This is a genomic window from Caulobacter sp. 05L422, from assembly GCF_056397765.1.
In genome coordinates, this window is the sequence record NZ_JBFTOB010000009.1 from 114,346 (window position 1) to 133,293 (window position 18,948).

The 18,948-nt window shown below is 68.8% G+C and carries 17 protein-coding genes and 1 pseudogene; 13 read left to right on the plus strand and 5 right to left on the minus strand.

All coding sequences use genetic code 11. From position 1 onward, the window contains the following. Positions 1 to 75: 75 nt before the first annotated feature. The 3 genes from surE (at position 76) to dipM (ending at position 3,562) form a co-directional block, all read left to right on the plus strand. Positions 76 to 885, plus strand: coding sequence for a 5'/3'-nucleotidase SurE (surE, locus tag AC1DMQ_RS10615; protein WP_477033525.1), 810 nt, complete (start codon positions 76 to 78; stop codon positions 883 to 885). Then, a complete protein-coding gene (locus AC1DMQ_RS10620) occupies positions 885 to 1,541 on the plus strand; it encodes a protein-L-isoaspartate(D-aspartate) O-methyltransferase (protein WP_029916533.1) in 657 nt (218 codons plus the stop codon). The genes surE and AC1DMQ_RS10620 overlap by 1 nt, the downstream gene beginning before the upstream one ends. A 101-nt stretch (positions 1,542 to 1,642) precedes the next feature. Further along, on the plus strand, positions 1,643 to 3,562 hold the full coding sequence (gene dipM, locus AC1DMQ_RS10625) for a cell division endopeptidase DipM (RefSeq protein WP_477033526.1): 1,920 nt from the start codon (positions 1,643 to 1,645) through the stop codon (positions 3,560 to 3,562). Between the two features lie 175 nt (positions 3,563 to 3,737). Here the strand turns inward: dipM and AC1DMQ_RS10630 are convergent, their stop codons facing one another. Both AC1DMQ_RS10630 and AC1DMQ_RS10635 read right to left on the minus strand, forming a co-directional pair. Then, positions 3,738 to 3,977 carry a hypothetical protein gene (locus tag AC1DMQ_RS10630; protein ID WP_477033527.1) on the minus strand — a complete coding sequence of 80 codons (240 nt, stop codon included), beginning with the start codon at positions 3,975 to 3,977 and terminating at the stop codon, positions 3,738 to 3,740. An 18-nt stretch (positions 3,978 to 3,995) separates the two neighbouring features. Further along, positions 3,996 to 4,835, minus strand: coding sequence for an ATP-binding protein (locus AC1DMQ_RS10635; RefSeq protein WP_477033528.1), 840 nt, complete (start codon positions 4,833 to 4,835; stop codon positions 3,996 to 3,998). A 122-nt stretch (positions 4,836 to 4,957) separates the two neighbouring features. On the opposite strand from AC1DMQ_RS10635, the gene yajC reads away from it, so the two are divergent. From yajC to AC1DMQ_RS10665, 6 genes are all read left to right on the plus strand, one after another. Continuing rightward, positions 4,958 to 5,269 carry a preprotein translocase subunit YajC gene (yajC, locus tag AC1DMQ_RS10640; RefSeq protein ID WP_477033529.1) on the plus strand — a complete coding sequence of 104 codons (312 nt, stop codon included), beginning with the start codon at positions 4,958 to 4,960 and terminating at the stop codon, positions 5,267 to 5,269. Between the two features lie 56 nt (positions 5,270 to 5,325). Further along, positions 5,326 to 6,924: a protein translocase subunit SecD gene (gene secD / locus AC1DMQ_RS10645; RefSeq protein WP_477033530.1), complete on the plus strand. Its 1,599-nt coding sequence runs from the start codon at positions 5,326 to 5,328 to the stop codon at positions 6,922 to 6,924. Positions 6,925 to 6,933: 9 nt separating this feature from the next. Continuing rightward, on the plus strand, positions 6,934 to 7,884 hold the full coding sequence (gene secF / locus AC1DMQ_RS10650) for a protein translocase subunit SecF (RefSeq protein WP_477033531.1): 951 nt from the start codon (positions 6,934 to 6,936) through the stop codon (positions 7,882 to 7,884). 2 nt (positions 7,885 to 7,886) lie between these two features. Next, entirely contained in the window at positions 7,887 to 8,240 is a 354-nt protein-coding gene (locus tag AC1DMQ_RS10655) for an Mth938-like domain-containing protein (RefSeq protein WP_477033585.1), read from the plus strand. Between the two features lie 92 nt (positions 8,241 to 8,332). Beyond that, on the plus strand, positions 8,333 to 8,947 hold the full coding sequence (locus AC1DMQ_RS10660) for a urate hydroxylase PuuD (protein ID WP_477033532.1): 615 nt from the start codon (positions 8,333 to 8,335) through the stop codon (positions 8,945 to 8,947). 83 nt (positions 8,948 to 9,030) lie between these two features. Beyond that, the gene (locus AC1DMQ_RS10665; RefSeq protein ID WP_477033533.1) at positions 9,031 to 9,774 is read left to right on the plus strand and encodes a squalene/phytoene synthase family protein; all 744 of its coding nucleotides are present in this window, start codon (positions 9,031 to 9,033) and stop codon (positions 9,772 to 9,774) included. Between the two features lie 85 nt (positions 9,775 to 9,859). Here the strand turns inward: AC1DMQ_RS10665 and AC1DMQ_RS10670 are convergent, their stop codons facing one another. After that, entirely contained in the window at positions 9,860 to 10,921 is a 1,062-nt protein-coding gene (locus AC1DMQ_RS10670; protein WP_477033534.1) for a hypothetical protein, read from the minus strand. A gap of 60 nt (positions 10,922 to 10,981) precedes the next feature. After that, positions 10,982 to 13,084 (minus strand): S9 family peptidase, encoded by a 2,103-nt coding sequence (locus AC1DMQ_RS10675; RefSeq protein WP_477033535.1) that lies wholly within the window; start codon positions 13,082 to 13,084, stop codon positions 10,982 to 10,984. A gap of 288 nt (positions 13,085 to 13,372) precedes the next feature. Between AC1DMQ_RS10675 and lpxC the strand changes: the two genes are divergently transcribed. The 4 genes and pseudogenes from lpxC to AC1DMQ_RS10695 all read left to right on the plus strand — a co-directional run bounded on the left by lpxC (position 13,373) and on the right by AC1DMQ_RS10695 (position 17,402). Then, positions 13,373 to 14,269 carry a UDP-3-O-acyl-N-acetylglucosamine deacetylase gene (lpxC, locus tag AC1DMQ_RS10680; RefSeq protein WP_477033536.1) on the plus strand — a complete coding sequence of 299 codons (897 nt, stop codon included), beginning with the start codon at positions 13,373 to 13,375 and terminating at the stop codon, positions 14,267 to 14,269. Positions 14,270 to 14,423: 154 nt separating this feature from the next. Further along, positions 14,424 to 15,458 (plus strand): outer membrane protein assembly factor BamD, encoded by a 1,035-nt coding sequence (locus tag AC1DMQ_RS10685; protein ID WP_477033537.1) that lies wholly within the window; start codon positions 14,424 to 14,426, stop codon positions 15,456 to 15,458. Between the two features lie 127 nt (positions 15,459 to 15,585). After that, positions 15,586 to 17,280 carry a DNA repair protein RecN gene (recN, locus tag AC1DMQ_RS10690; RefSeq protein WP_477033538.1) on the plus strand — a complete coding sequence of 565 codons (1,695 nt, stop codon included), beginning with the start codon at positions 15,586 to 15,588 and terminating at the stop codon, positions 17,278 to 17,280. A gap of 23 nt (positions 17,281 to 17,303) precedes the next feature. Further along, positions 17,304 to 17,402 (plus strand): annotated as a pseudogene (locus AC1DMQ_RS10695) (hypothetical protein). On the opposite strand, the gene AC1DMQ_RS10700 reads toward AC1DMQ_RS10695, so the two are convergent. Next, the gene (locus tag AC1DMQ_RS10700; protein WP_477033539.1) at positions 17,399 to 18,529 is read right to left on the minus strand and encodes an acyltransferase family protein; all 1,131 of its coding nucleotides are present in this window, start codon (positions 18,527 to 18,529) and stop codon (positions 17,399 to 17,401) included. The pseudogene AC1DMQ_RS10695 and the gene AC1DMQ_RS10700 sit on opposite strands and share 4 nt — an antisense overlap. Between the last annotated feature and the right edge of the window lie 419 nt (positions 18,530 to 18,948).

Consider the following 18,948-nt stretch of genomic DNA (forward strand, 5'->3'; position numbering starts at 1 on the left):
TTTTCTGAACCGGTGGTGCGACCCCTCATCCGTCAGCTTCGCTGACACCTTCTCCCGCAAGGGGAGAAGGGCGTAGTGCGCATCCTCCTCACCAACGACGACGGCATCCACGCCCCGGGGCTCGAAAGCCTGGAGCGCATCGCCCGCACGCTGTCGGACGACATCTGGATCGTGGCGCCGGAATACGAGCAGTCGGGCGCGGGCCGGGCCCTGACCCTGTCGGACCCGATCCGCGTGCGCCGCGTCGACCCGCGTCGCTTCGCCGTCGAGGGCACCCCGACCGATTGCGTGGCCATGGCTGTCCAGCAACTGATCGAGGGCCCGCTTCCGGACCTGGTGCTGTCGGGCGTCAACCGCGGCCAGAACCTGGCCGAGGACGTCACCCTGTCGGGCACGGTGGCCGGCGCGATCGAGGGCATGGCCTTCGGCATCCCGTCGATCGCGCTGTCCCAGGCCATGACCTATTTCCACGACGAGGTCGTCGCCCACTGGGAGACCGCCGAGCACTACGGGCCCGGCATCGTCCAGCGCCTGCTGGAGATCGGCTGGCCCAAGGACGTCATCATGAACGTCAACTTCCCGGCGGTCGCCCCCGAACGGGTCACCGAGGTGGAAGTCACCCGTCAGGGCTTCCGCGACTCGCACATGCGGAGCATGGAAAAGCGGACCGACCTGCGGGGTCGCGACTACTACTGGACCGGCTTCGTGCTCAAGCCGTCCACGCCGGCGGAGGGGACTGATCTGAAAGCCGTCTACGAGGGGCGCATCTCGGTCACGCCGCTGCACATCGACCTGACGCACAACCAGACGGTCGCGGCCATGAAGAGCATGCTCGGCGGCTCGCCGCCGAAGCTGGACGCGGCGAAAGTCGAGGTTGCTTCGTGATGGCGCAGGCCAAGAGCGATACGCCCGAGGCTCGCCTGAAGGCGCTGATGGCCGCCCTGCGCGCCCAGGGCGTCACCGACCCGGCCGTGCTCAGCGCCATCGAGAAGACCCCGCGCGACCTGTTCACGCCCGACCTGTTCAAGGAACGGTCGTGGGAGGACTCGGCCCTGCCGATCGCCTGCGGCCAGACCATCAGCCAGCCGTTCATCGTCGGCCTGATGACCCAGGCCCTGACGCTGGAGCCGCGCTGCCGGGTGCTGGAGATCGGCACGGGCTCAGGCTACCAGACCGCCGTCCTCAGCCGCGTCTCGCGCCTCGTCTACACGATCGAGCGCTACCGGACCCTGATGAAGGAGGCCGAGGCCCGCTTCGCCGTGCTGGGCCTGACCAACGTCATCACGAAATTTGGGGATGGATGGGAAGGCTGGCCCAAACAGGCGCCGTTTGACCGCATTCTGGTCACGGCGGCGGCTCAGGATGAGCCGGAAACTCTGCTTTCGCAGCTCAAGCCCCAGGGCGTGCTCGTCGCGCCGGTGGGCAAGGGGCCGGTGCAGAGCCTTCGCCGCTATGCCGGTGACGGGAAGGGGGGCTTCACCGTTGAAGTCCTGTGCGACGTGCGTTTCGTCCCGATCCTGGACGGCGTCGCCCGCGAGTAGAGCGGGGCGGCGCGGCCGGGTTCCGGAAGCGACGCGAGATGTTTAATGGTTGGTTTACCCTTGCGACGGCGACTGGAGCCTCGCGAGGCAAAGGAGAGGCTATGAGGCAGTTGTGGACGCGCGCGGCGGTGATCGCCCTGACGGCTGGAACGCTCGCGGCCTGCGAGAGCACGGGCGGCGCGCAGTATCCCACCCGCGGCCAGGCCGCCACGCCGAACTTCCCGATCGTCCAGGCGCCGGCCGCCGACCAGCAGCCCGAGGGGCCGACCACGCCGCCGGACGAGCCGCAACCCAGCTTCTCCGCGCCGACGGGCAATGTCGGGGTCTCCAGCCAGACCCTGGCGCCGCCGTCGGCCGCCGCCGAGCCTCCGCCGCCTCCGGCCGCTGAATATCGCCCGGCGCCCGCGGCGCGCCCCGTGGTGGTCACCACCGTCGGCGGCCCCGTCGTGACGATCGCCGGCCCGCCCAAGACCTACAAGGTCAAGGCCGGCGACAATATCGACGCGATCGCCCGCACCCTGGGCACCACCCGCGCGGACCTCGCCAAGGACAACGACCTGAAGTCGCCGTACCGGATCCATCCGGGCCAGGTGCTGAAGGGGCCCGACAGCAAGGACGCCAAAGCCTACGTCGTCCAGTCGGGCGACACGATGTTCGCCATCGCCAAGCGCTTCTCGGTCTCGGCCGCCGCCCTGGCCGAAGAGAACGACCTGAGCACCGGCTCATCCATCCGCAAGGGCCAGAAGCTGCGCCTGCCGGACGGCTACAAGGACAAGGGCCCGAGCCGGACCACGGTGATGCAGCCGGTCGCCCAGGGCCCGGCGCCCAGCGCGCCGTCGACCGGCAATCTGCCGCCGATCGGCTCGACGCCCGGCCGCACGCCGATACCGAACGCCAACTCCGGCTGGCGTCCGCCCCCCGCGGCCGAACGTCCGGTCGAGGAAGAGCCCGAGGCTCCCGCCGCCCGTCCCGTCACCACCACGACGACCAGCGTCACCGGCAAGGTGATCGAGGTCGCCGGCCCGCGCCGCACCTACACCGTCAAGTCGGGCGACGCGATCGACGCCATCGCCCGCGGCATGGACACCACACGCGCCGACCTGGCCAAGGACAACGACCTCAAGGCCCCCTACAACATCCGGCCCGGCCAGAAGCTGAAGGGTCCGGCGACCACGGCCAAGGCCTATGTCGCCAACAGCGGCGACACCGTCAGCGACATCGCCAAGCGCTTCAGCGTCAAGCCGGCCGCCCTGGCCGACGAGAACGACATCAAGGTCTCGGCCACGATCAAGAAGGGCCAGAAGATCCGCCTGCCGTCCGGCTACAAGGACAGGGGCCCGCTGAAGACCACCGTGACGACGACCCCGGCCGCGCCGCGTCCCACGGCCCCGCGCCCGACCACGCCGGCCCCGAGCTACAACCCGCCCGCGGCCACGACGCCGTCGACCCCGACGCCGTACCAGCCGCCGGTCTCGCAGCCGCGCCCCTACACGCCGCCGCCGACCACCAACTATCCGCGTCCCAGCGGCCCGGTCTCGGCCCAGCCGGTGACCCCGCCGCCGGGGCCAGGCCAGATCATCGGCGCCAGCCCGCCGCCGACCGAGGCCGAGATCACCGCCGCCGGCCGCGGCCGCTTCGTGTGGCCGCTGCAGGGCGAGACGCTCTCGGACTTCGGCCCCAAGGGCACCGGCCAGCGCAACGACGGCGTCAACATCCGCGCGGCCGCCGGCACGCCGGTCCGCGCCGCCGCGGCGGGCGAGGTGGTCTATGCCGGCAACCAGGTGCCGGGCTTCGGCAATCTGGTGCTGGTCAAGCACGCCGACGGCTGGGTGACGGCCTACGCCCACCTGTCGACCACCGAAGTGAAGATGCGCCAGCAGGTCGCCCAAGGCGCGACCCTGGGCGCGGTCGGCCAGACCGGCGGCGTCACCGAGCCGCAGCTGCACTTCGAGGTCCGCTACGCCCCGACCCCGAAGGACAAGGCGCGTCCGGTGGATCCCGGCCTGGTGCTGCCGAGGTAGTCCCTATCCCTCTCCCCTTGCGGGAGAGGGTGGCCTCCGAAGGAGGTCGGGTGAGGGGTTGAAGAACGAAAAAGCCGCGCCCAGTCGAAAGACCGGTCGCGGCTTTTGCTTTTGAGAGACCCCTCATCCGTCGGCTTCGCCGACACCTTCTCCCGCAAGGGGAGAAGGATCCGGATCAGTCCTGGCCCCAGCGCCACTTCCACGGTCCGTCGCTCTTGCGCCAACTGACGACGAGCACGATCGCCGTCGAGGCCAGCACGACGCTCCAATGCAGCATCGGATTGCGGTCAACAAGCACCGCGCCGCTGACGATGACGATGATCAGGAAGGCGGCGACCAGCGCCCAGCCTTGCCAACTGCAGGGCACGCCGGCCCCGAATCCGTAGCGCTTCACGCGAAACCAGGGCTTGCCCATGTGGGCCTCCGAGACGGTTTACGCGGGCAAGTTTACACCCAGCTCGCCGGCCAGGTCACGGATGAACTGCCAGGCCACGCGGCCCGAGCGGGCGCCGCGCAACTGCGACCACTGCAGGGCCCGGCGCTCCAGGTTCTCGACCTTCAGGCCGAACCGGTCGGCATAGCCGTGGATCGCCGCCAGATAGGTCGGCTGGTCCATGGGCGGGAAGCCGATCCACAGGCCGAAGCGGTCGGAGACGCTCATCTCCTCCTCGGCGTTCTCGGCGGCGGCGATCGCGCCCTGGCTCTCGACGTGGTCGCGGGGCATCAGGTGGCGGCGGTTGGAGGTGGCCACGAACAGCACGTTCTCGGGCGGACCGGCCACGCCGCCCTCCAAGGCCGATTTCAGCGCCTTGGCGGCCGCCGCGCCGTCCTCGAACGACAGGTCGTCGCACAGCACCACGAAGCGCTCCGAGCGGGCGCGCAGCTGGTCGAACAGCGGGGGCAGGGCGGTGACCTCGTCGCGGTCGACCTCGACCAGCTTCAGGGCGGGGAACTCGGCGGCCAGCACCATGAAGGCCGACTTGGTCAGCGAGCTCTTGCCCGTGCCGCGCACGCCCCACAGCAGGACGTGGTTGCAGGGCAGGCCGACGGCGAAGCGGCGGAGATTCTCGACGAAGCGGTCCTTCTGCCGATCGACGCCGATCAGCAGGTCCAGCGCCATCGGATAGTCGGGAGCCGGTACGAAGCTACTGTTTTTCGGTTCATGCCGGAAAAGCCGCCCCGCATCGAAGTCGGGGGTCGCCGGGGCCGCCGGGGCCAGGCGCTCCAAGGCGTCGGCGATGCGGGCGAGATGAGCTGTCGTGACGTCGTCCATGTGTTGCTCCCTAGCCCCAGTGCGCCGTCATTGCAAAAGCGGAGGTGAACGCATAGCTTCCGCCGACTTGGCGGGCCCCCCATGTGGAGGGGATCCGCCTCATGGCATTTTATGGAGTCGTCATGCCCTCTGGTGGCCTGCAATCCCAACTGATCAGCATGTTGCCCATCCTCGCGATGGTCGTGCTCTTCTACTTCATGCTCATCCGCCCGCAGCAGACGCGCGCCAAGCAGCACGCCGCGGCCATCGCCGCCGTCAAGCGCGGCGACAACGTCGTGCTGTCGAACGGCATGCTGGGCAAGGTCGTCCGCGTCGAGGACGCCGAAGTCGGCGTCGAGATCGCCCAGGGCGTGACCGTGAAGGTGGTCAAGAGCATGATCGCCGAGATCCGCGCCAAGGGCGAACCGGCCCCGGCCAACGATCCCAAGAGCTGATCACCCTTCGCGCTGACCACGAGGCGCCGAAAGGCGTCGTCTAGAGCCTGTAATCCATGCTGACCCTCTCCCGCTGGAAAGTCACCGCCGTCATACTGTCGGTGATCTTCGGCATCGTCTTCTCCCTGCCGAACCTTCTGCCGCAGAAGACGCTCGACGCGCTTCCGGGCTGGGTTCCCCACCAGAAGCTGAACCTCGGCCTAGACCTGCAGGGCGGTTCCTACCTGCTCTACGAGGTCGACACCGACGCGCTGCGCGCCGAACGCCTGACCAACATGGTCGAGGACGTGCGGACCACGCTGCGCAACGACCAGATCGAGTTCGGTGAGCTGGGCGAGGCGGGCGGCGTCGTGCGGGTCCGCATCACCGATCCGGGCAAGGTGGACCAGGCGGTCAGCCTGCTGCGTCGCTCGATCGGCGGGCCTCTGGCCGGCGCGATCGGCGGGCGGGACACTTCGGTGGCCAACAAGGGCGACGGCCGGCTGGAGCTGAGCTTCGTGCCGGAGGCCGCCAAGGCCGACGCCGCCAAGGCCGTGGACCAGTCGATCGAGACGATCCGTCGCCGGATCGACGCCCTGGGCACCAAGGAACCGACGATCACCCGCCAGGGCATCAACCGGATCGTCATCCAGGCGGCCGGCGAAAGCGACCCGGCCCGCCTGCAGGCCGTGATCGGCCAGACCGCCAAGCTGACCTTCCAGATGGTCGACGAGACGGTCACCCAGGAAGACATGATCGCCGGCCGCATCCCGCCCGGCGTCGTGGTCATTCCCGGCACCCAGGCCGGCGAGCCGCCGATCCCGGTCGCCAAGCGCGCCCTGGTGACCGGCGAGGACCTAGTGACCGCCAACCAGGAGTTCGACCAGAACGGCGCGCCCGCGGTCGGCTTCCGCTTCGGCGGTTCGGGCGCCCGCAAGTTCGGCGACGCCACCACCCGCAACGTCGGCAAGCGCTTCGCCATCGTGCTGGACGGCAAGTACATCTCGGCGCCGCGCATCAACCAGCCGCTGCCGGGCGGTTCGGGCATCATCACCGGCAACTTCACGCCGGAAGGCGCCGCCGAGCTGGCCCTGCTGCTGCGCTCGGGCGCTCTGCCCGCCAAGCTGAATCTGGAAGAGCAGCGCACCGTCGGGGCCGAGCTGGGCGCCGACGCCGTCAAGGCCGGCGCCATCTCGCTGGCCATCGGCGCGGCGGCGATGTTCGTCTTCATCATCTTCGCCTACGGCCTGTTCGGCGTGTTCGCCGCCCTGGCGCTGGTGGTCAACGTGCTGCTGATCATCGGCATCATGTCGATGACCCAGGCGACCCTGACGTTCCCCGGCATCGCCGGCCTGATCCTGACCCTCGCGGTCGCGGTCGACGCCAACGTGCTGATCTACGAACGGATGCGCGACGAGGCGGCGGGCGGACGATCGCCCATGTCGGCGGCCGACACCGGCTTCCGCCGGGCGATGGTCTCGATCATGGACGCCAACATCACCAGCCTGATCTCCGCGGCGATCATGTTCGGGTTCGGCTCCGGCCCCATCAAGGGCTTCGCCTGGACCCTGTCGATCGGCGTGTTCACCTCGGTGTTCACCGCCATCATCATCACTCAAGTGCTCATCGGTTGGTGGTTCAAAGTCGCCAAGCCGAAGAAGCTGCCGATCGCTTAGGTTTCCATCATGGCTTGGCCCCTCATCCGCCTGATCCCGCGCGAGACCCACTTCCGCTTCGTGAAGTGGGCTCCGATCGCCGCCGCCATCTCGGCCGTGCTGATCGCCGGCTCGTGCGTCTCGTTCTTCACCCAAGGCCTGAACCTGGGCATCGACTTCAAGGGCGGCGTCGCCATGGAAGCGCGCATGCCCACGCCCATCTCGGGCGACGCCCTGCGCACGGCCGCCCGGGCGACCGGCGCGCACGACGTGCAGGTCCAGGACAACTTCGGCTCGCCCAACGCGGCGATGATCCGCTTCCTGCCCACCGAAGGCGGCAACGCCCTCGAGGAGGCCAATCGGGTCAAGAGCGAGATCATCGCCAAGTTCCCGGGCATGACCATGCCGGCCCCGTCGGTCATCGGCGCCAAGGTGTCGGGCGAATTGCTGATGGGCGGCTTCAAGGCCCTGGGCATCGCCCTGCTGCTGATGCTGGGCTACATCTGGTTCCGCTTCCAGTGGCAGTTCGGCGTCGGCGCCGTGATCGCGGTGTTCCACGACATCATCCTGACGCTGGGCCTGCTGTCGGTGCTGCAGATCGAGTTCTCGATGACCTCGATCGCCGCCCTGCTGACGGTGATCGGCTACTCCATGAACGAGAAGGTCATCACCTTCGACCGTCTCAAGGAGAACCTGCGCAAGTACAAGACCACGCCGCTGCGCGACATCATCGACCTGTCGGAGAACGAGCGTCTGTCGCGGACGATCATCACCGGCTCGACGGCCCTGCTGGCCCTGGGCGGCACGATGATCTTCGGCGGCCCGGTGCTGTTCCCGCTGGTCTTCACCATGACCTTCGGCATCATCATCGGCACCTATTCGTCGATCTACATCGCCCTGCCGTTGATCCTCGTCTGGGGCGTCAAGCGGGGCGACGAGGAAGCCACGCCGATCAAGCTCGGCGCCGGCACCCGTCCCTGATGCTGCGCCAGCCGCCATCGCTGGACGCCTGGGGCGGCGGCGGTTTCCGCGTGTCCGGCGACTGGCGTCCGGGCTCGCTGCTGATCATCGACGATCAGCCGCGAGACTGGGCGGCCGCCAGCCTGGCGACCCTGACGCCCGAGGACTTCGCCGAGGTCTTCGCGGCGGGCGGGGCGGTCGAGTTCGTGCTGCTGGGCGTGGGCCTGGTCAACGCCCTGCCGCCGCGCCCGGTGCGCGACGCGCTGAAGGCCGCGGGCGTGGGGCTGGAGTTCATGAGCACCGAAGCCGCGGCCCGCACCTACAACGTCCTGGCCAGCGAAGGCCGCCGGCTGGCCGCGGCCCTGATCGCCGTCTAACCCGGCCTATAACCCTAGAAATCGTGTCTATTTGCCGACTCCGCGCGGCGCCCTATACCTGACCCCAAGCAGGGGCATTAGGGGGCMACGAGATGACCAGCCTACTTTCGAATTTCCGCAACACCATCATCGTCAGCGTCGTCCTGGCGCTGGTGATCGTGTTTGGCTTCGGGCACAGCCCGCAGGGCTTCGACGCGGCCTATTTCCAGGCGATCTTCCGCCTGATGCACGTGTTCTTCGGCATCCTGTGGATCGGGCTGCTGTACTATTTCAACTTCGTGCAGATCCGCGTCATGCCGCAGATCCCGGCCGAGCTGAAGCCGGCCGTCTCCAAGTACATCGCCCCCGAGGCGCTGTTCTGGTTCCGCTGGGCGGCGCTGGCGACCTGGGTGATGGGCGTGATCCTGGCGATCGCCCGCGGCTACTTCGCCGAGGCGGCGACCTTCGGCCTGTGGAACGGCTACGAGCGCGGCGTCGACATGGGCTTCACGTTCATCGGCCTGGGCATGTGGCTGGCGACGATCATGTTCATCAACGTCTGGGGCGTGATCTGGCCGAACCAGAAGCGCGCCCTGGGCATCGTCGAGGCCGACGCCGACACCAAGGCCAAGGCGGCGAAGATGGCCATGCTGTTCTCGCGCATCAACACGCTGCTCAGCATCCCGATGCTGGCGACGATGACGATGTACCAGACGCTGTTCGGCTGATCACCGGATCAACGAGATTGGAGAAGGCCCGCCGGCTCGGCGGGCCTTTTTCTTTTGGAGGATGCAGCGCATAAGCCGCGCCCATGACGAGCTTGGACATCGCCCACCGCAATGACGCCCCGGACACCGATCTGGACGCCCTGGTGCGCCGGGTCGATCCCGACCGCTGGCTGGCCAGCCGCTTCATCGCCGACGCCAAGGCGCGGGCCGACGTCATCGCGCTCTACGCCTTCAACTACGAGCTGGCCCGGGTGGCCGGCGGGGTCAGCAACGCCCTGATGGGCGAGATCCGCCTGACCTGGTGGCGCGAGGCCATGGAAGAGATCGCCGCCGGCCAGCCGGCCCGCAAGCACCCCACCGTCGAGGCCGTGGCCGCCGCCGGTTATCCCCTGAGCGCCCTGGCCGAGATGGCCGAGGCCCGCATGGCCGACCTCGAGGCCGCGCCGTTCGAGACGGAGGGCGAGGTCCTGGCCTATGTCGACGCCACGGCCGGGGCGGTGATGATGCTGGCCGCCTGGCGGCTGGACCCGAAGGCCGATCTCCACGCCGTCCAGGACGCCGCCCGGGCCTATGGCCTGGCCGGCCTGTGGCGGCTGAAACGGGCAGGGGTCCAGCGTCTGCCGGCAGACTGGACGCAAGGCCAGGTCCGCCGCCGGGTGGACGCGGCGCGGACCAAGGCCAACGGGGCCCTGAAGGATTTGCCGGTGGCCGCGTTCCCGGCCGCTGCTCCGGCAGCGTTGGCGCGGGCCCAGACGGGGGCGCGGGAACTGGGCATGTTGGAGAGCCAACTACGGCTGACCTGGGCGGTGGCGACGGGGCGGGTCTGAGCCGGGGACATGCCCTTGGGCGTGTCCCCAATGACAGGCGCGGGGCTTGCTGAAGGGGACACGCCGCAAGGGCATGTCCCCGTTCCTAAGCCGCCTCGGACGGCTTCTTCGTCTGTCTCGCCGCCTTGGTCAGCCGATCCAGCACGTCCGGCACCAGCTGTTCGGAAAAGCCGCCGATGAAGGCCCAGACCATCATCTTGGCGGCGTCGAGGGCGGCCGGGAACATCAGTCCGCGATTGACCAGGGTGATCGGGCAGTCGTAGCGGCAGGGCACGATCTGCGGGAATAGCGTCGCCGCTCCCTTGCCGACGATGTCGCCGCTCTGCACCAGGCCGCTGGCGAAGAAGGCCACCAGTACGAACGACACCGACATGCCAACGAAGGCGGCGATGAACACCGCCGTCAGGCCCTGGCTGAGGGCGCTGACCTGGCGAACGGGATCGATCTCGGACGACGCCGAGGCCATGGCCGACTCCGTGCGGCGCAACACCGACACCATGGCCCCGGCCGCGCCGACGAAGGCGATCAGCGAGAAGTTGGAGATCACCGTCACCGACTCGCGGATCGTGCCGGGCGGGGTGATGTTGGGCAGCACCCGGGTGACCATCAAGGCCAGGAACAGCCAGCACAGCAGGCCCAGGGCCCAGCGCCGCATCCGGCCGGTCAGGATCTCGCGCTCGCTGCTCAGCGTGTAGAGCAGCTTCAGGCGCTCCAGCAGGCTCAGGGCCTCGGCCTCCAGCTCCGCCCGGCTGTCATCGGGCGCGTAGGCGATCGGCTCCAGCTTGGCCGCCTTGGGTCCGACCGCCTGAGTGTAACGTTCGCGCAATTGGGGCACGAACCATTTCAGCCGCTCCAGCCCGTAGTCGCGCACCATCCATTTGCGCAAATCCACGGCCGCCGCGATCTGCTCGCTGGGGTAGGGGCTGTTGAAGCCCGCGGTCAGGCGCTTGAACTTCTCCTCGCGCTCGGCCTGGCTGTTGCCCTCGTCGACATCGCTTTCGGAGTGGCCCTGGCTGCCGTGGCGCAGGGCGATCTCGGTGAGGTCGAGGTCCAGTTCCGCCGCCAGCACCCGGGCCTCGGCGTAACGTCCGCCCAGTCGTGATTGCAGCGTGAAGCGGTTCGAGATCGCGCGGAACAGTTGGACCATGAGCGCCCCTTCCGTGGTCAAACTAACGGAAGGGGCGAATGGCTGCAATTTATAAGCGTATTACTTGGCGGGCTCGCCCTTGGTCCATTGATCGAGCCACTTCTGGACCTCGTCGTGCCATTGCACCGAGTTCTGGGCCTTCAGCACCCAGTGGTTCTCGTTGGGGAAGTACAGGAGCTTGCTGGGGATTCCCTTGCGCTGCAGGGCCGTGAAGGTCCCGATGCCTTCTTCCAGCGGCACGCGGAAATCCTGGCCGCCCTGGACGACCAGGGTCGGCACGCTCCACTCGGCCACGTGATCGGCCGGGTTGAACTTGGCGTAAGTGGTGTTGGGCGCGAAGGGCGGGCCGCCGTTCTCCCACTCGCTGAACCACAGCTCCTCGGTGGAATAGCCCATGAAGCGGCTGTCGAAGATGCCGTCGTGGTTCACCAGGCACTTCCACGGCTCCTTCCACTGGCTGGCGATCCAGTTGACCATGAAGCCGCCGTACGAGCCGCCCAGGGCGCAGGCGCGGTCCTTGTCGAGGAAGCCGTACTTGCTGGTCGCGAACGCCCAGCCCTTCTGCAGGTCCTCCAGCGGGCGGTCGCCCCAGTGCTGGCTGATCGCGTCGGTGAAGGCCTGGCCGTAGCCGGTCGAGCCGTGGAAATCGATCATCACCACGGCGTAGCCGGCCCCGGCGTAGGTCTGGGCGTTCCAGCGATAGTGGAAGAGGTTGCCGAAGCTGCCCTGCGGGCCGCCGTGGATCAGGAAGGCGACCGGATACGTCTTGGCCGGATCGAAATTGGCCGGCTTGACCACGTAGCCATGCACGGTCTCGCCGTTCCAGCCGGGGAAGCTGAACTGCTCGGCCTCGCCCATGGCCACGCCGGCCAGGGCCTCGGCGTTGTTATTGGTCAGCTTGATGGGCGCGCCGGCCTTCTTGCCCGTCGACAGAGCGTAGAGCTGGGCCGGGCCCTTCAGGTTGTCCTGGGCGTAGACCAGGGTCCCGCCGCCCAGGCTGACGGCGCTGACATGGCCTTCGCCGGTCAGGGCCGTGACCTTGCCGGACTTCACGTCGACCGCGAACAGCTTGGTCTGACCGATGTCCTCGGCGGTCGTGTAGATCGTCTTGCCGTCGGCGCTCCAGGTGATCGACTGGGCCGAGCGATCCCAGGCGGGCGAGAGCTCGCGAACCGCGTCGCCCTCGCGGATCATGATCGCCATGCGGTCGGCCTCGAAGCCCGGGCGTTTCATGGCCAGCCAGGCCGTGGCCTTGCCGTCCGGCGAGACGGTGGGCTGGGAGTCCATGGCCTTGTTGGCCGTGGTCTGGTTGGCCGGAGCCGCCGAGCCGTCCAGCGGCGCGCGCCACAGGTCGTAGTTGGTGCTCCAGGCCTCCTCGCGATCGGCCGGCTTGGCCGAGAACACCACCGATTTGCCGTCGGGCGTGATCGTGAAGTCCTCGTCGCCGCCGAACGGCTTGGTCGGCGTGTCGCCGTTGAAGCCGTTCATCAGCGCCACCGGCGCGCCCGTCGCCACGCCGGTCTCGTCCAGCTTCAGGGCGTAGAGGTGGTTCTGCAGGCCGTCGTTCCAGGTGTCCCAGTGGCGGATGAGCAGCTTGTCGTAGACCACGCCGGTCGTCTTCTGCCCGCCCTTGGCGGCCAGCTTGTCCTTGGTGCAGTCCAGGGTGTCGCAGTCGGGGAACACGGCTTGGGAAATGACGATGGTCTTGCCGTCCGGCGCGATCTTGAAGGCGCCGACGTCGAACGGGGCCCTGGTCACCTGGACGGCGGTCTCACCGGCCGCGTCGGTGCGGTAGACCTGGTCCAGGCCGCCGGTCCGTCCCGAGATGAAGTACAGGCCCTTGCCGTCGGGCGACCAGCGGGCGCTGCTCGCGCCGCCCTCTGAAACCGCTAGCCGGCGCGGCGCCATCTTCGCCTTCAGGTCGGCGATCCACAGCGACATCGAGGCCTTGTTGGCCGGCAGGTCCATCGTCCGTACGCTGTAGACCACGAAGCGGCCGTCCGGCGACACGCGCGGGTCGCTGATCCGCTCCAGCTGCACCATGTCCTTGGCGGTGAAGCCGCGGCCCGCTTGAGTCCCCTGGGCAAGGGCGGCCGGCGCGACGGCGAACGCAGCCATGGACAAGGCGAGGGCGGAAGCGGCTATGCGCAAGGTCTTGGTCATCGAAACGGGATCCGGGAGATGTTGGCGCCGATAAAGCGGCTGGAGCCTAGCGACGACGTGCCGGCTAGGCCAGGGGAGGGGGCAAGATTGCGCTGTTGGCCCTCAAGCTTTGCAATGCGACAAAATAATGACCGTGAGATGGCCAAAAAAGTCATTAAAAACAGTTCATTAGGAAGGTAACAATCGGAAACAGGACTTGCTTTGCCGCGACGCAGCATTGTCCCTAAATGGTACGTGGGGCGAGAAGGCGGTCGGTGAACCGCCCCGCTGGTAAGATAAGGGTTTCTAGTGTCGGCTTCGGCATATTTTCAGCATACGGTCGCCGGACCGGTGATCTTCGCCGGGGTGGGCCTGCACACGGGCTCGCACGTGCGGGTCGCCGTGCGCCCCGCGCCGGTCGACGCCGGCGTCGTCTTCGTGCGCACCGACATCCATGACCGCGACAACCGCGTGCCGGTCAAGCCGGACGCCGTCTGCCAGACCCAGCTGGGCACCGTCATCAACAACGCCGCCGACGTGCGCGTCTCGACCATCGAACACCTGATGGCCGCCCTGGCCGCCCTGGCCATCGACAACTGCGTGGTCGAGCTGGACGGGCCCGAAGTGCCGATCATGGACGGCTCGTCCGAGCCCTTCGTCCAGATCCTGGACCGCGCCGGCCGCCGCAAGCAGGAAGCCGCCCGCCGCTACATCGAAATCCTCGACACCGTGACGGTCGTCGAAGGCGACAAGCTGGCCAGCCTGTCGCCGAGCGACCGCTTCGAGGTGGCCTTCGAGATCGCCTTCGCCAGCAAGGCCATCGGCCGCCAGCGCGTCGACCTGACGATCGACGAAGAATCATTCCGCGCCGAACTGTCCGACTGCCGCACCTTCGGCTTCGTCCGCGACGTCGAGGCCCTGCGCGCCATCGGCCTGGCCCGCGGCGGCTCGATGGAGAACGCCGTGGTCATCGACGGCGACCGCGTGCTGAACCCCGAAGGCCTGCGCCGTCCCGACGAATTCGTGCGCCACAAGGCGCTGGACGCGGTGGGCGACCTCTATGTGCTGGGCGCGCCGATCATCGGCCGTTTCGAAGGCGTTCTGGCCGGCCACGGCCTGAACAACGCCATCGTCCGGGCCCTGATGGCCAACCCCGCCGCCTGGCGCATGCGCGCCCATTCGGTGGAATTGGCCGAGGCCGTCTGACAATCTGATACCAAGGCGTTGGTCTTCGACCTGATTTGGTCAAAAAGCCGATGTCTGTAGCGTTTGGACGGATTCCCTGGGGGGTGCGTCTTGGGGCGTATCCTCGTCACGGCTCGGCTTCCATTTGCGCCCGCATCGGCGTGGTGTAGAAGCCTTGCACGGCGCAGGGGCGCACGTTTGCTTCGAGGGTGAAAAGTCCGTGCTTCGTAATTTCTCGGGACGCAAGGTCGCTGTCGTCGCGACCGCCGTGCTGGTCGCCCTGTCGGTCTCCGCCTGCGCCGGTAAGCGCAAGAAGCCGACCCTGGCGTACGAAGAGCGCCCGGTGGAGCTGCTCTATTCGACCGGCGCCAATCGCCTGGACCGCGGCAGCTGGAACGAGGCCGTCGACTACTTCCGCGAAGTCGAGCGTCAGCACCCCTATTCGGAATGGTCGCGCCGCTCGATCCTGATGACCGGCTACGCCCACTACATGGGCAACCAGTACAACGAGGCGATCTCCGACGCCGACCGCTTCATCGGCCTGTACCCGGGCAACCCGTCGGCCTCGTACGCCTACTATCTGAAGGCCATCTGCTATTTCGAGCAGATCGTCGACGTGAACCGCGACCAGGCCGCGACCGAGCAGGCCATGGCCTCGCTGCGCGACGTGGTCCAGCGCTATCCCAACTCGGAATACGCCCAGGACGCCCGCCTGAAGATCGACATGGTCAGCGACCAGCTGGCCGGCAAGGAAATGACGATCGGCCGCTACTATCTGAAGAACGGCCAGACCCTGGCGGCCATCGGCCGCTTCCGCACCGTGGTCGACCGCCACCAGACCACCTCGCACACGCCCGAGGCCCTCTACCGCCTGGTCGAGAGCTACCTGACCCTGGGCCTGCTGGACGAGGCCAAGCGCAACGGCGCGGTGCTGGGCTACAACTTCCCGGGCGATCCCTGGTACGCCGAGGCCTACAAGCTGCTGACCGCCAACAACCTCAAGCCGGCCGTCGAGCCGCTGAAGGCGGGCAACAAGAAGAACGTGCTGGATCGCCTGATCCACGACAAGGACACCACCCTGCCGCCGCCGGCCGCCACGGCGCCGGAACCGGCCAAGGCGCCGGGCGAGACCACGACCACGACGCCGGCCGAGGCCAAGCCGCCGGCCAAGCCCAAGAAGGGCGGCGTCATGGGCATCCTGGGGATGTAGATTTCAAGCGGGCCGATCCTCCAGGATCGGCCCGTTTTCCGTTCCGGAGGGGCCTTCCGGGCCCGCGAGAACGTCCCGAGAACAAGCCCCCTTTGAAAAACCCTGATTCCCGGCGATCCTGCGCGTCATGCTGATCGGCCTTTCCATCCGCGACGTCGTGCTCATCGAAAGCCTGGACCTGGCCATAGGTCCGGGCCTGACCGCGCTCACCGGCGAGACCGGGGCGGGCAAGTCGATCATCCTGGACGCCCTGGGCCTGGCCACCGGCGCCCGGGCCGACGCCGGGCTCGTTCGTCGGGGGGCTGCGGGCCACGCCAGCGCCACCGCGATCTTCGCCCTGCCGGCCGACCACGCCGCCTTCGCCTATCTGGACGACAAGGGCCTGGACTACGCCCGCGACGAGGACCTGGTCCTGCGCCGCCAGCTGTCGGCCGACGGCCGCAGCCGCGCCTTCGTCAACGACCAGGCCACCAGCGTCGGGGTGCTCAAGGACCTGGGCGCGCTGCTGCTGGAAGTCCACGGCCAGCACGAAACCGTCGGCCTGCTGGACGTGCGCACCCACCGCAATCTGCTGGACGCCTTCGGGCAGGTCCGCGTCGCGACCGTGGCCTCGGCCTGGAGCGCCTGGCGCGCCGCCCGCGAAAAGGCCGCCGCCCTGCGCGACCTGGCCGACCGCGCCGCCGTCGAGACCGAGGAACTGACCCTGCGCCTGTCCGAGCTGGACCGGCTGGACCCGCGCGAGGGCGAGGAGACCCAGCTGGCCGAGGAGCGGGCCCTGCTGGGCTCGGCCGAGAAGGCCCTGGCCGACATCGCCGCCGCGTCGGACGCCCTGGGCGGCGACGCCTTGTCGGGCAAGCTGGCCAGCGCCTTCCGCGCCCTGGAACGGGCCCGCGAGCGCGCCATCCACGCCGGCGCCCCCGCCGACGGTCCGGCCGTCAGCCGCCTGGCAGCCGCGTGCGAGGCGGTCGACCGCGCCCTGGTCGAGGCCCAGGAGGCCGCCGCCGCCATCGACGCCGCCGCCGAGAGCTTCGAGTTCGAGCCCGACCGCCTGGAAAAGGCCGAGGAGCGATTGTTCGCCCTGCGCGGCATGGCCCGCAAGCTGAACGTCGCCGTCGAGCTGCTGCCCGACAAGCGCGCCGAGTTCGCGGCCCAGCTGCAGGCCATCGAGACCTCCGGCGAGGCCCTGAAGGCGGCCGAGCAGGAGGCCGCCGACGCCCGCGACGGCTATCTCTACGCGGCCCAGGCCCTGTCGGCCGAACGTCGCGCCGCCGGCGACCGCCTGGCCGCCGCCGTCGAGAGCGAGCTGGCGCCGCTGAAGCTGGAAAAGGCCCGGTTCCGCGTCGCCGTCGAGGCGCTGGACGAGGACCGCGCCGGCCCGACCGGGATCGACCGCGTGGCCTTCGAGATCTCGACCAATCCCGGCGCGCCGTTCGGCCCGATGGAGGCCATCGCCTCGGGCGGCGAACTGGCCCGTTTCGCCCTGGCCCTGAAGGCCGCCCTGGCGGGCCGCGAAGGGCCCCAGCCGCTGATGATCTTCGACGAAGTCGACCAGGGCGTCGGTGGGGCCGTGGCCGACGCCGTCGGCCTGCGCCTCAAGCGCCTGGCGGCGAATGCGCAGGTGCTGGTCGTCACCCACTCGGCCCAGGTCGCCGCCCGGGCCGACGCCCACTGGCGGATCGCCAAGTCCGGCGACGACACCTCGACCCGCACCCAGGTCGAGCCGCTGTCGGCCGCTCAGCGCCAGGAAGAGATCGCGCGGATGCTGTCGGGGGCGGAAGTCACCGAAGCGGCGCGGGCGGCGGCCAAGGCGCTGATCGGGTAGCCCGTGCGTCCTTCGAGGCTCGCCTGCGGCTCGCACCTCAGGATGAGGGACTCTCGTAATGAATTCCTCATCCTGAGGCGCCCGCGCAGCGGGCCTCGAAGGACGCAGGGCGGTTCAGCTAAGCGACGGCCAGCTCGGCCTTCGGCGCAGCGTCCTTGCGCGACCAGCCCTTGATCCACACCTGCAGCGGGGCGTCGACGAAGCGTTCGAACAGCCAGGCGGCGGCGACGCAGGCGGGCAGGGCCATGGCCCAGGTCAGCCACAGCGCCGGGCCTTCGAAGCCCAGCTTGCCGGCCACGGCGCGCAGCAGGCCGAACCAGACCACGGCGACCAGCTGGTTGGTCAGGAACAGCGCGAACGACAGGCGGCCCGCCAGGCCGGCCCAACCCCAGCCTTTCGCGCCAGAGGCGCCGGCGGCGTAGATCAGCAGGCCCAGCAGGGCCAGGCTGGCGTGGTCGAAGCGTCCCACGACCTGCAGGGCCAGGACGCCGACGCCGGCCAGGATCGCCAGGCCGTCGGCCAGCTTGGGGGCGATGGTGGTCGGCAGGCGGGCGATCAGCATGCCCAGGATGAACAGCGGGACGCCGCGCACCAGGCCGAAGCGCAGCGCCAACTGGTGGGCCGGGACGCCCGTCACCGCCTTGGCCGCGTAGTCGACGACCAGGAAGATCGCCACGCCGATCGCCAGGGTGGTCCAGGGCGAGGCGATCCTGGCGGTGGCGCGCCAGGCGGCCGGGAAGCCGGCGTAGCAGACGATCAGGGCCGACAGGGTCCAGGTCGGCATGTTCCAGCCCGACGGGCCGGGCACGAACCAGGCCTGCATCAGGAAGACCTGCGGCAACAGCTGGCTCCACTGGAACCACTGCGGGTTCTGCGGGGCCAGGCCGACGGCGCTGGTGGCCAGGACGAAGGCCACGAACAGCGCCAGCATGACCAGGTGGGCGGGCCAGATGCGCAGCAGGCGGCGCTTGAGGAACTCGCCGGTGGTCACGCCGTGCTGGAGGACGCCCCCTTGCAAGATTTTGGCGCCGTAGGTCTTGGCCAGGACGTAGCCCGACAGCATCAGGAAGAAGTCGGTGGCCAGGTAGCCGCGCCCGAAGGCCGGATGGATCGCGAACAGCGACACCGGGGCCCGCTCGGCCACGTGATAGAGCACGATGAACAGCGCCGCGACGAACCGCAGGAGGTCCAGGGCGCCGCCACGGGACAGCGTGGAACCGTTCTGGGACATCGTGGCGGTTTGGGACATGCGGCGGGCTCCTTTGGCCTGTCGGAGCAAGGGATGGGCCAGCTTTCCTTCACCCTCTCCCAAAGGGAGAGGGCGGGGCCCGCGCCGCAGGCGTGGGAGGGTGAGGGGTGACACGCTCACCGATTTCTCACCGAGGCCCTGCCGGCACGCCGTCTGGCGGTGAAACCTCTCACCCTCCCACCGCTTCGCGGCGGGCCCCTCCCTCTCTCCAAGAGAGAGGGTACAAGAGGCGTCCATGCTCGGCGTTCAGCGAGCAAAGCCCAGGGTTTTCAACGCCTTGAACTTTCTCGACCCCAATCTGTCCTCCCCCTTCCAGACCGCCCGTATCCTGATCCCACCTGAGAGCATGGGGAGGGCGCACGTACGGCGACCGATGCGGCTTTCGGGGGTGGTCGAGCGGGAGGCGTTTGTCGGTGGTC

What these genes read in the sequence shown, in the direction of transcription:
- AC1DMQ_RS10620 (WP_029916533.1), top strand. Translation starts at nt 885, where the DNA reads ATGGCGCAGGCCAAGAGCGATACGCCCGAGGCTCGCCTGAAGGCGCTG.
- dipM (WP_477033526.1), top strand. Translation starts at nt 1,643, where the DNA reads ATGAGGCAGTTGTGGACGCGCGCGGCGGTGATCGCCCTGACGGCTGGA.
- AC1DMQ_RS10630 (WP_477033527.1), bottom strand. Translation starts at nt 3,977, where the DNA reads ATGGGCAAGCCCTGGTTTCGCGTGAAGCGCTACGGATTCGGGGCCGGC.
- AC1DMQ_RS10635 (WP_477033528.1), bottom strand. Translation starts at nt 4,835, where the DNA reads ATGGACGACGTCACGACAGCTCATCTCGCCCGCATCGCCGACGCCTTG.
- yajC (WP_477033529.1), top strand. Translation starts at nt 4,958, where the DNA reads ATGCCCTCTGGTGGCCTGCAATCCCAACTGATCAGCATGTTGCCCATC.
- secD (WP_477033530.1), top strand. Translation starts at nt 5,326, where the DNA reads ATGCTGACCCTCTCCCGCTGGAAAGTCACCGCCGTCATACTGTCGGTG.
- secF (WP_477033531.1), top strand. Translation starts at nt 6,934, where the DNA reads ATGGCTTGGCCCCTCATCCGCCTGATCCCGCGCGAGACCCACTTCCGC.
- AC1DMQ_RS10660 (WP_477033532.1), top strand. Translation starts at nt 8,333, where the DNA reads ATGACCAGCCTACTTTCGAATTTCCGCAACACCATCATCGTCAGCGTC.
- AC1DMQ_RS10665 (WP_477033533.1), top strand. Translation starts at nt 9,031, where the DNA reads ATGACGAGCTTGGACATCGCCCACCGCAATGACGCCCCGGACACCGAT.
- AC1DMQ_RS10670 (WP_477033534.1), bottom strand. Translation starts at nt 10,921, where the DNA reads ATGGTCCAACTGTTCCGCGCGATCTCGAACCGCTTCACGCTGCAATCA.
- AC1DMQ_RS10675 (WP_477033535.1), bottom strand. Translation starts at nt 13,084, where the DNA reads ATGACCAAGACCTTGCGCATAGCCGCTTCCGCCCTCGCCTTGTCCATG.
- recN (WP_477033538.1), top strand. Translation starts at nt 15,586, where the DNA reads ATGCTGATCGGCCTTTCCATCCGCGACGTCGTGCTCATCGAAAGCCTG.
- AC1DMQ_RS10700 (WP_477033539.1), bottom strand. Translation starts at nt 18,529, where the DNA reads ATGTCCCAAACCGCCACGATGTCCCAGAACGGTTCCACGCTGTCCCGT.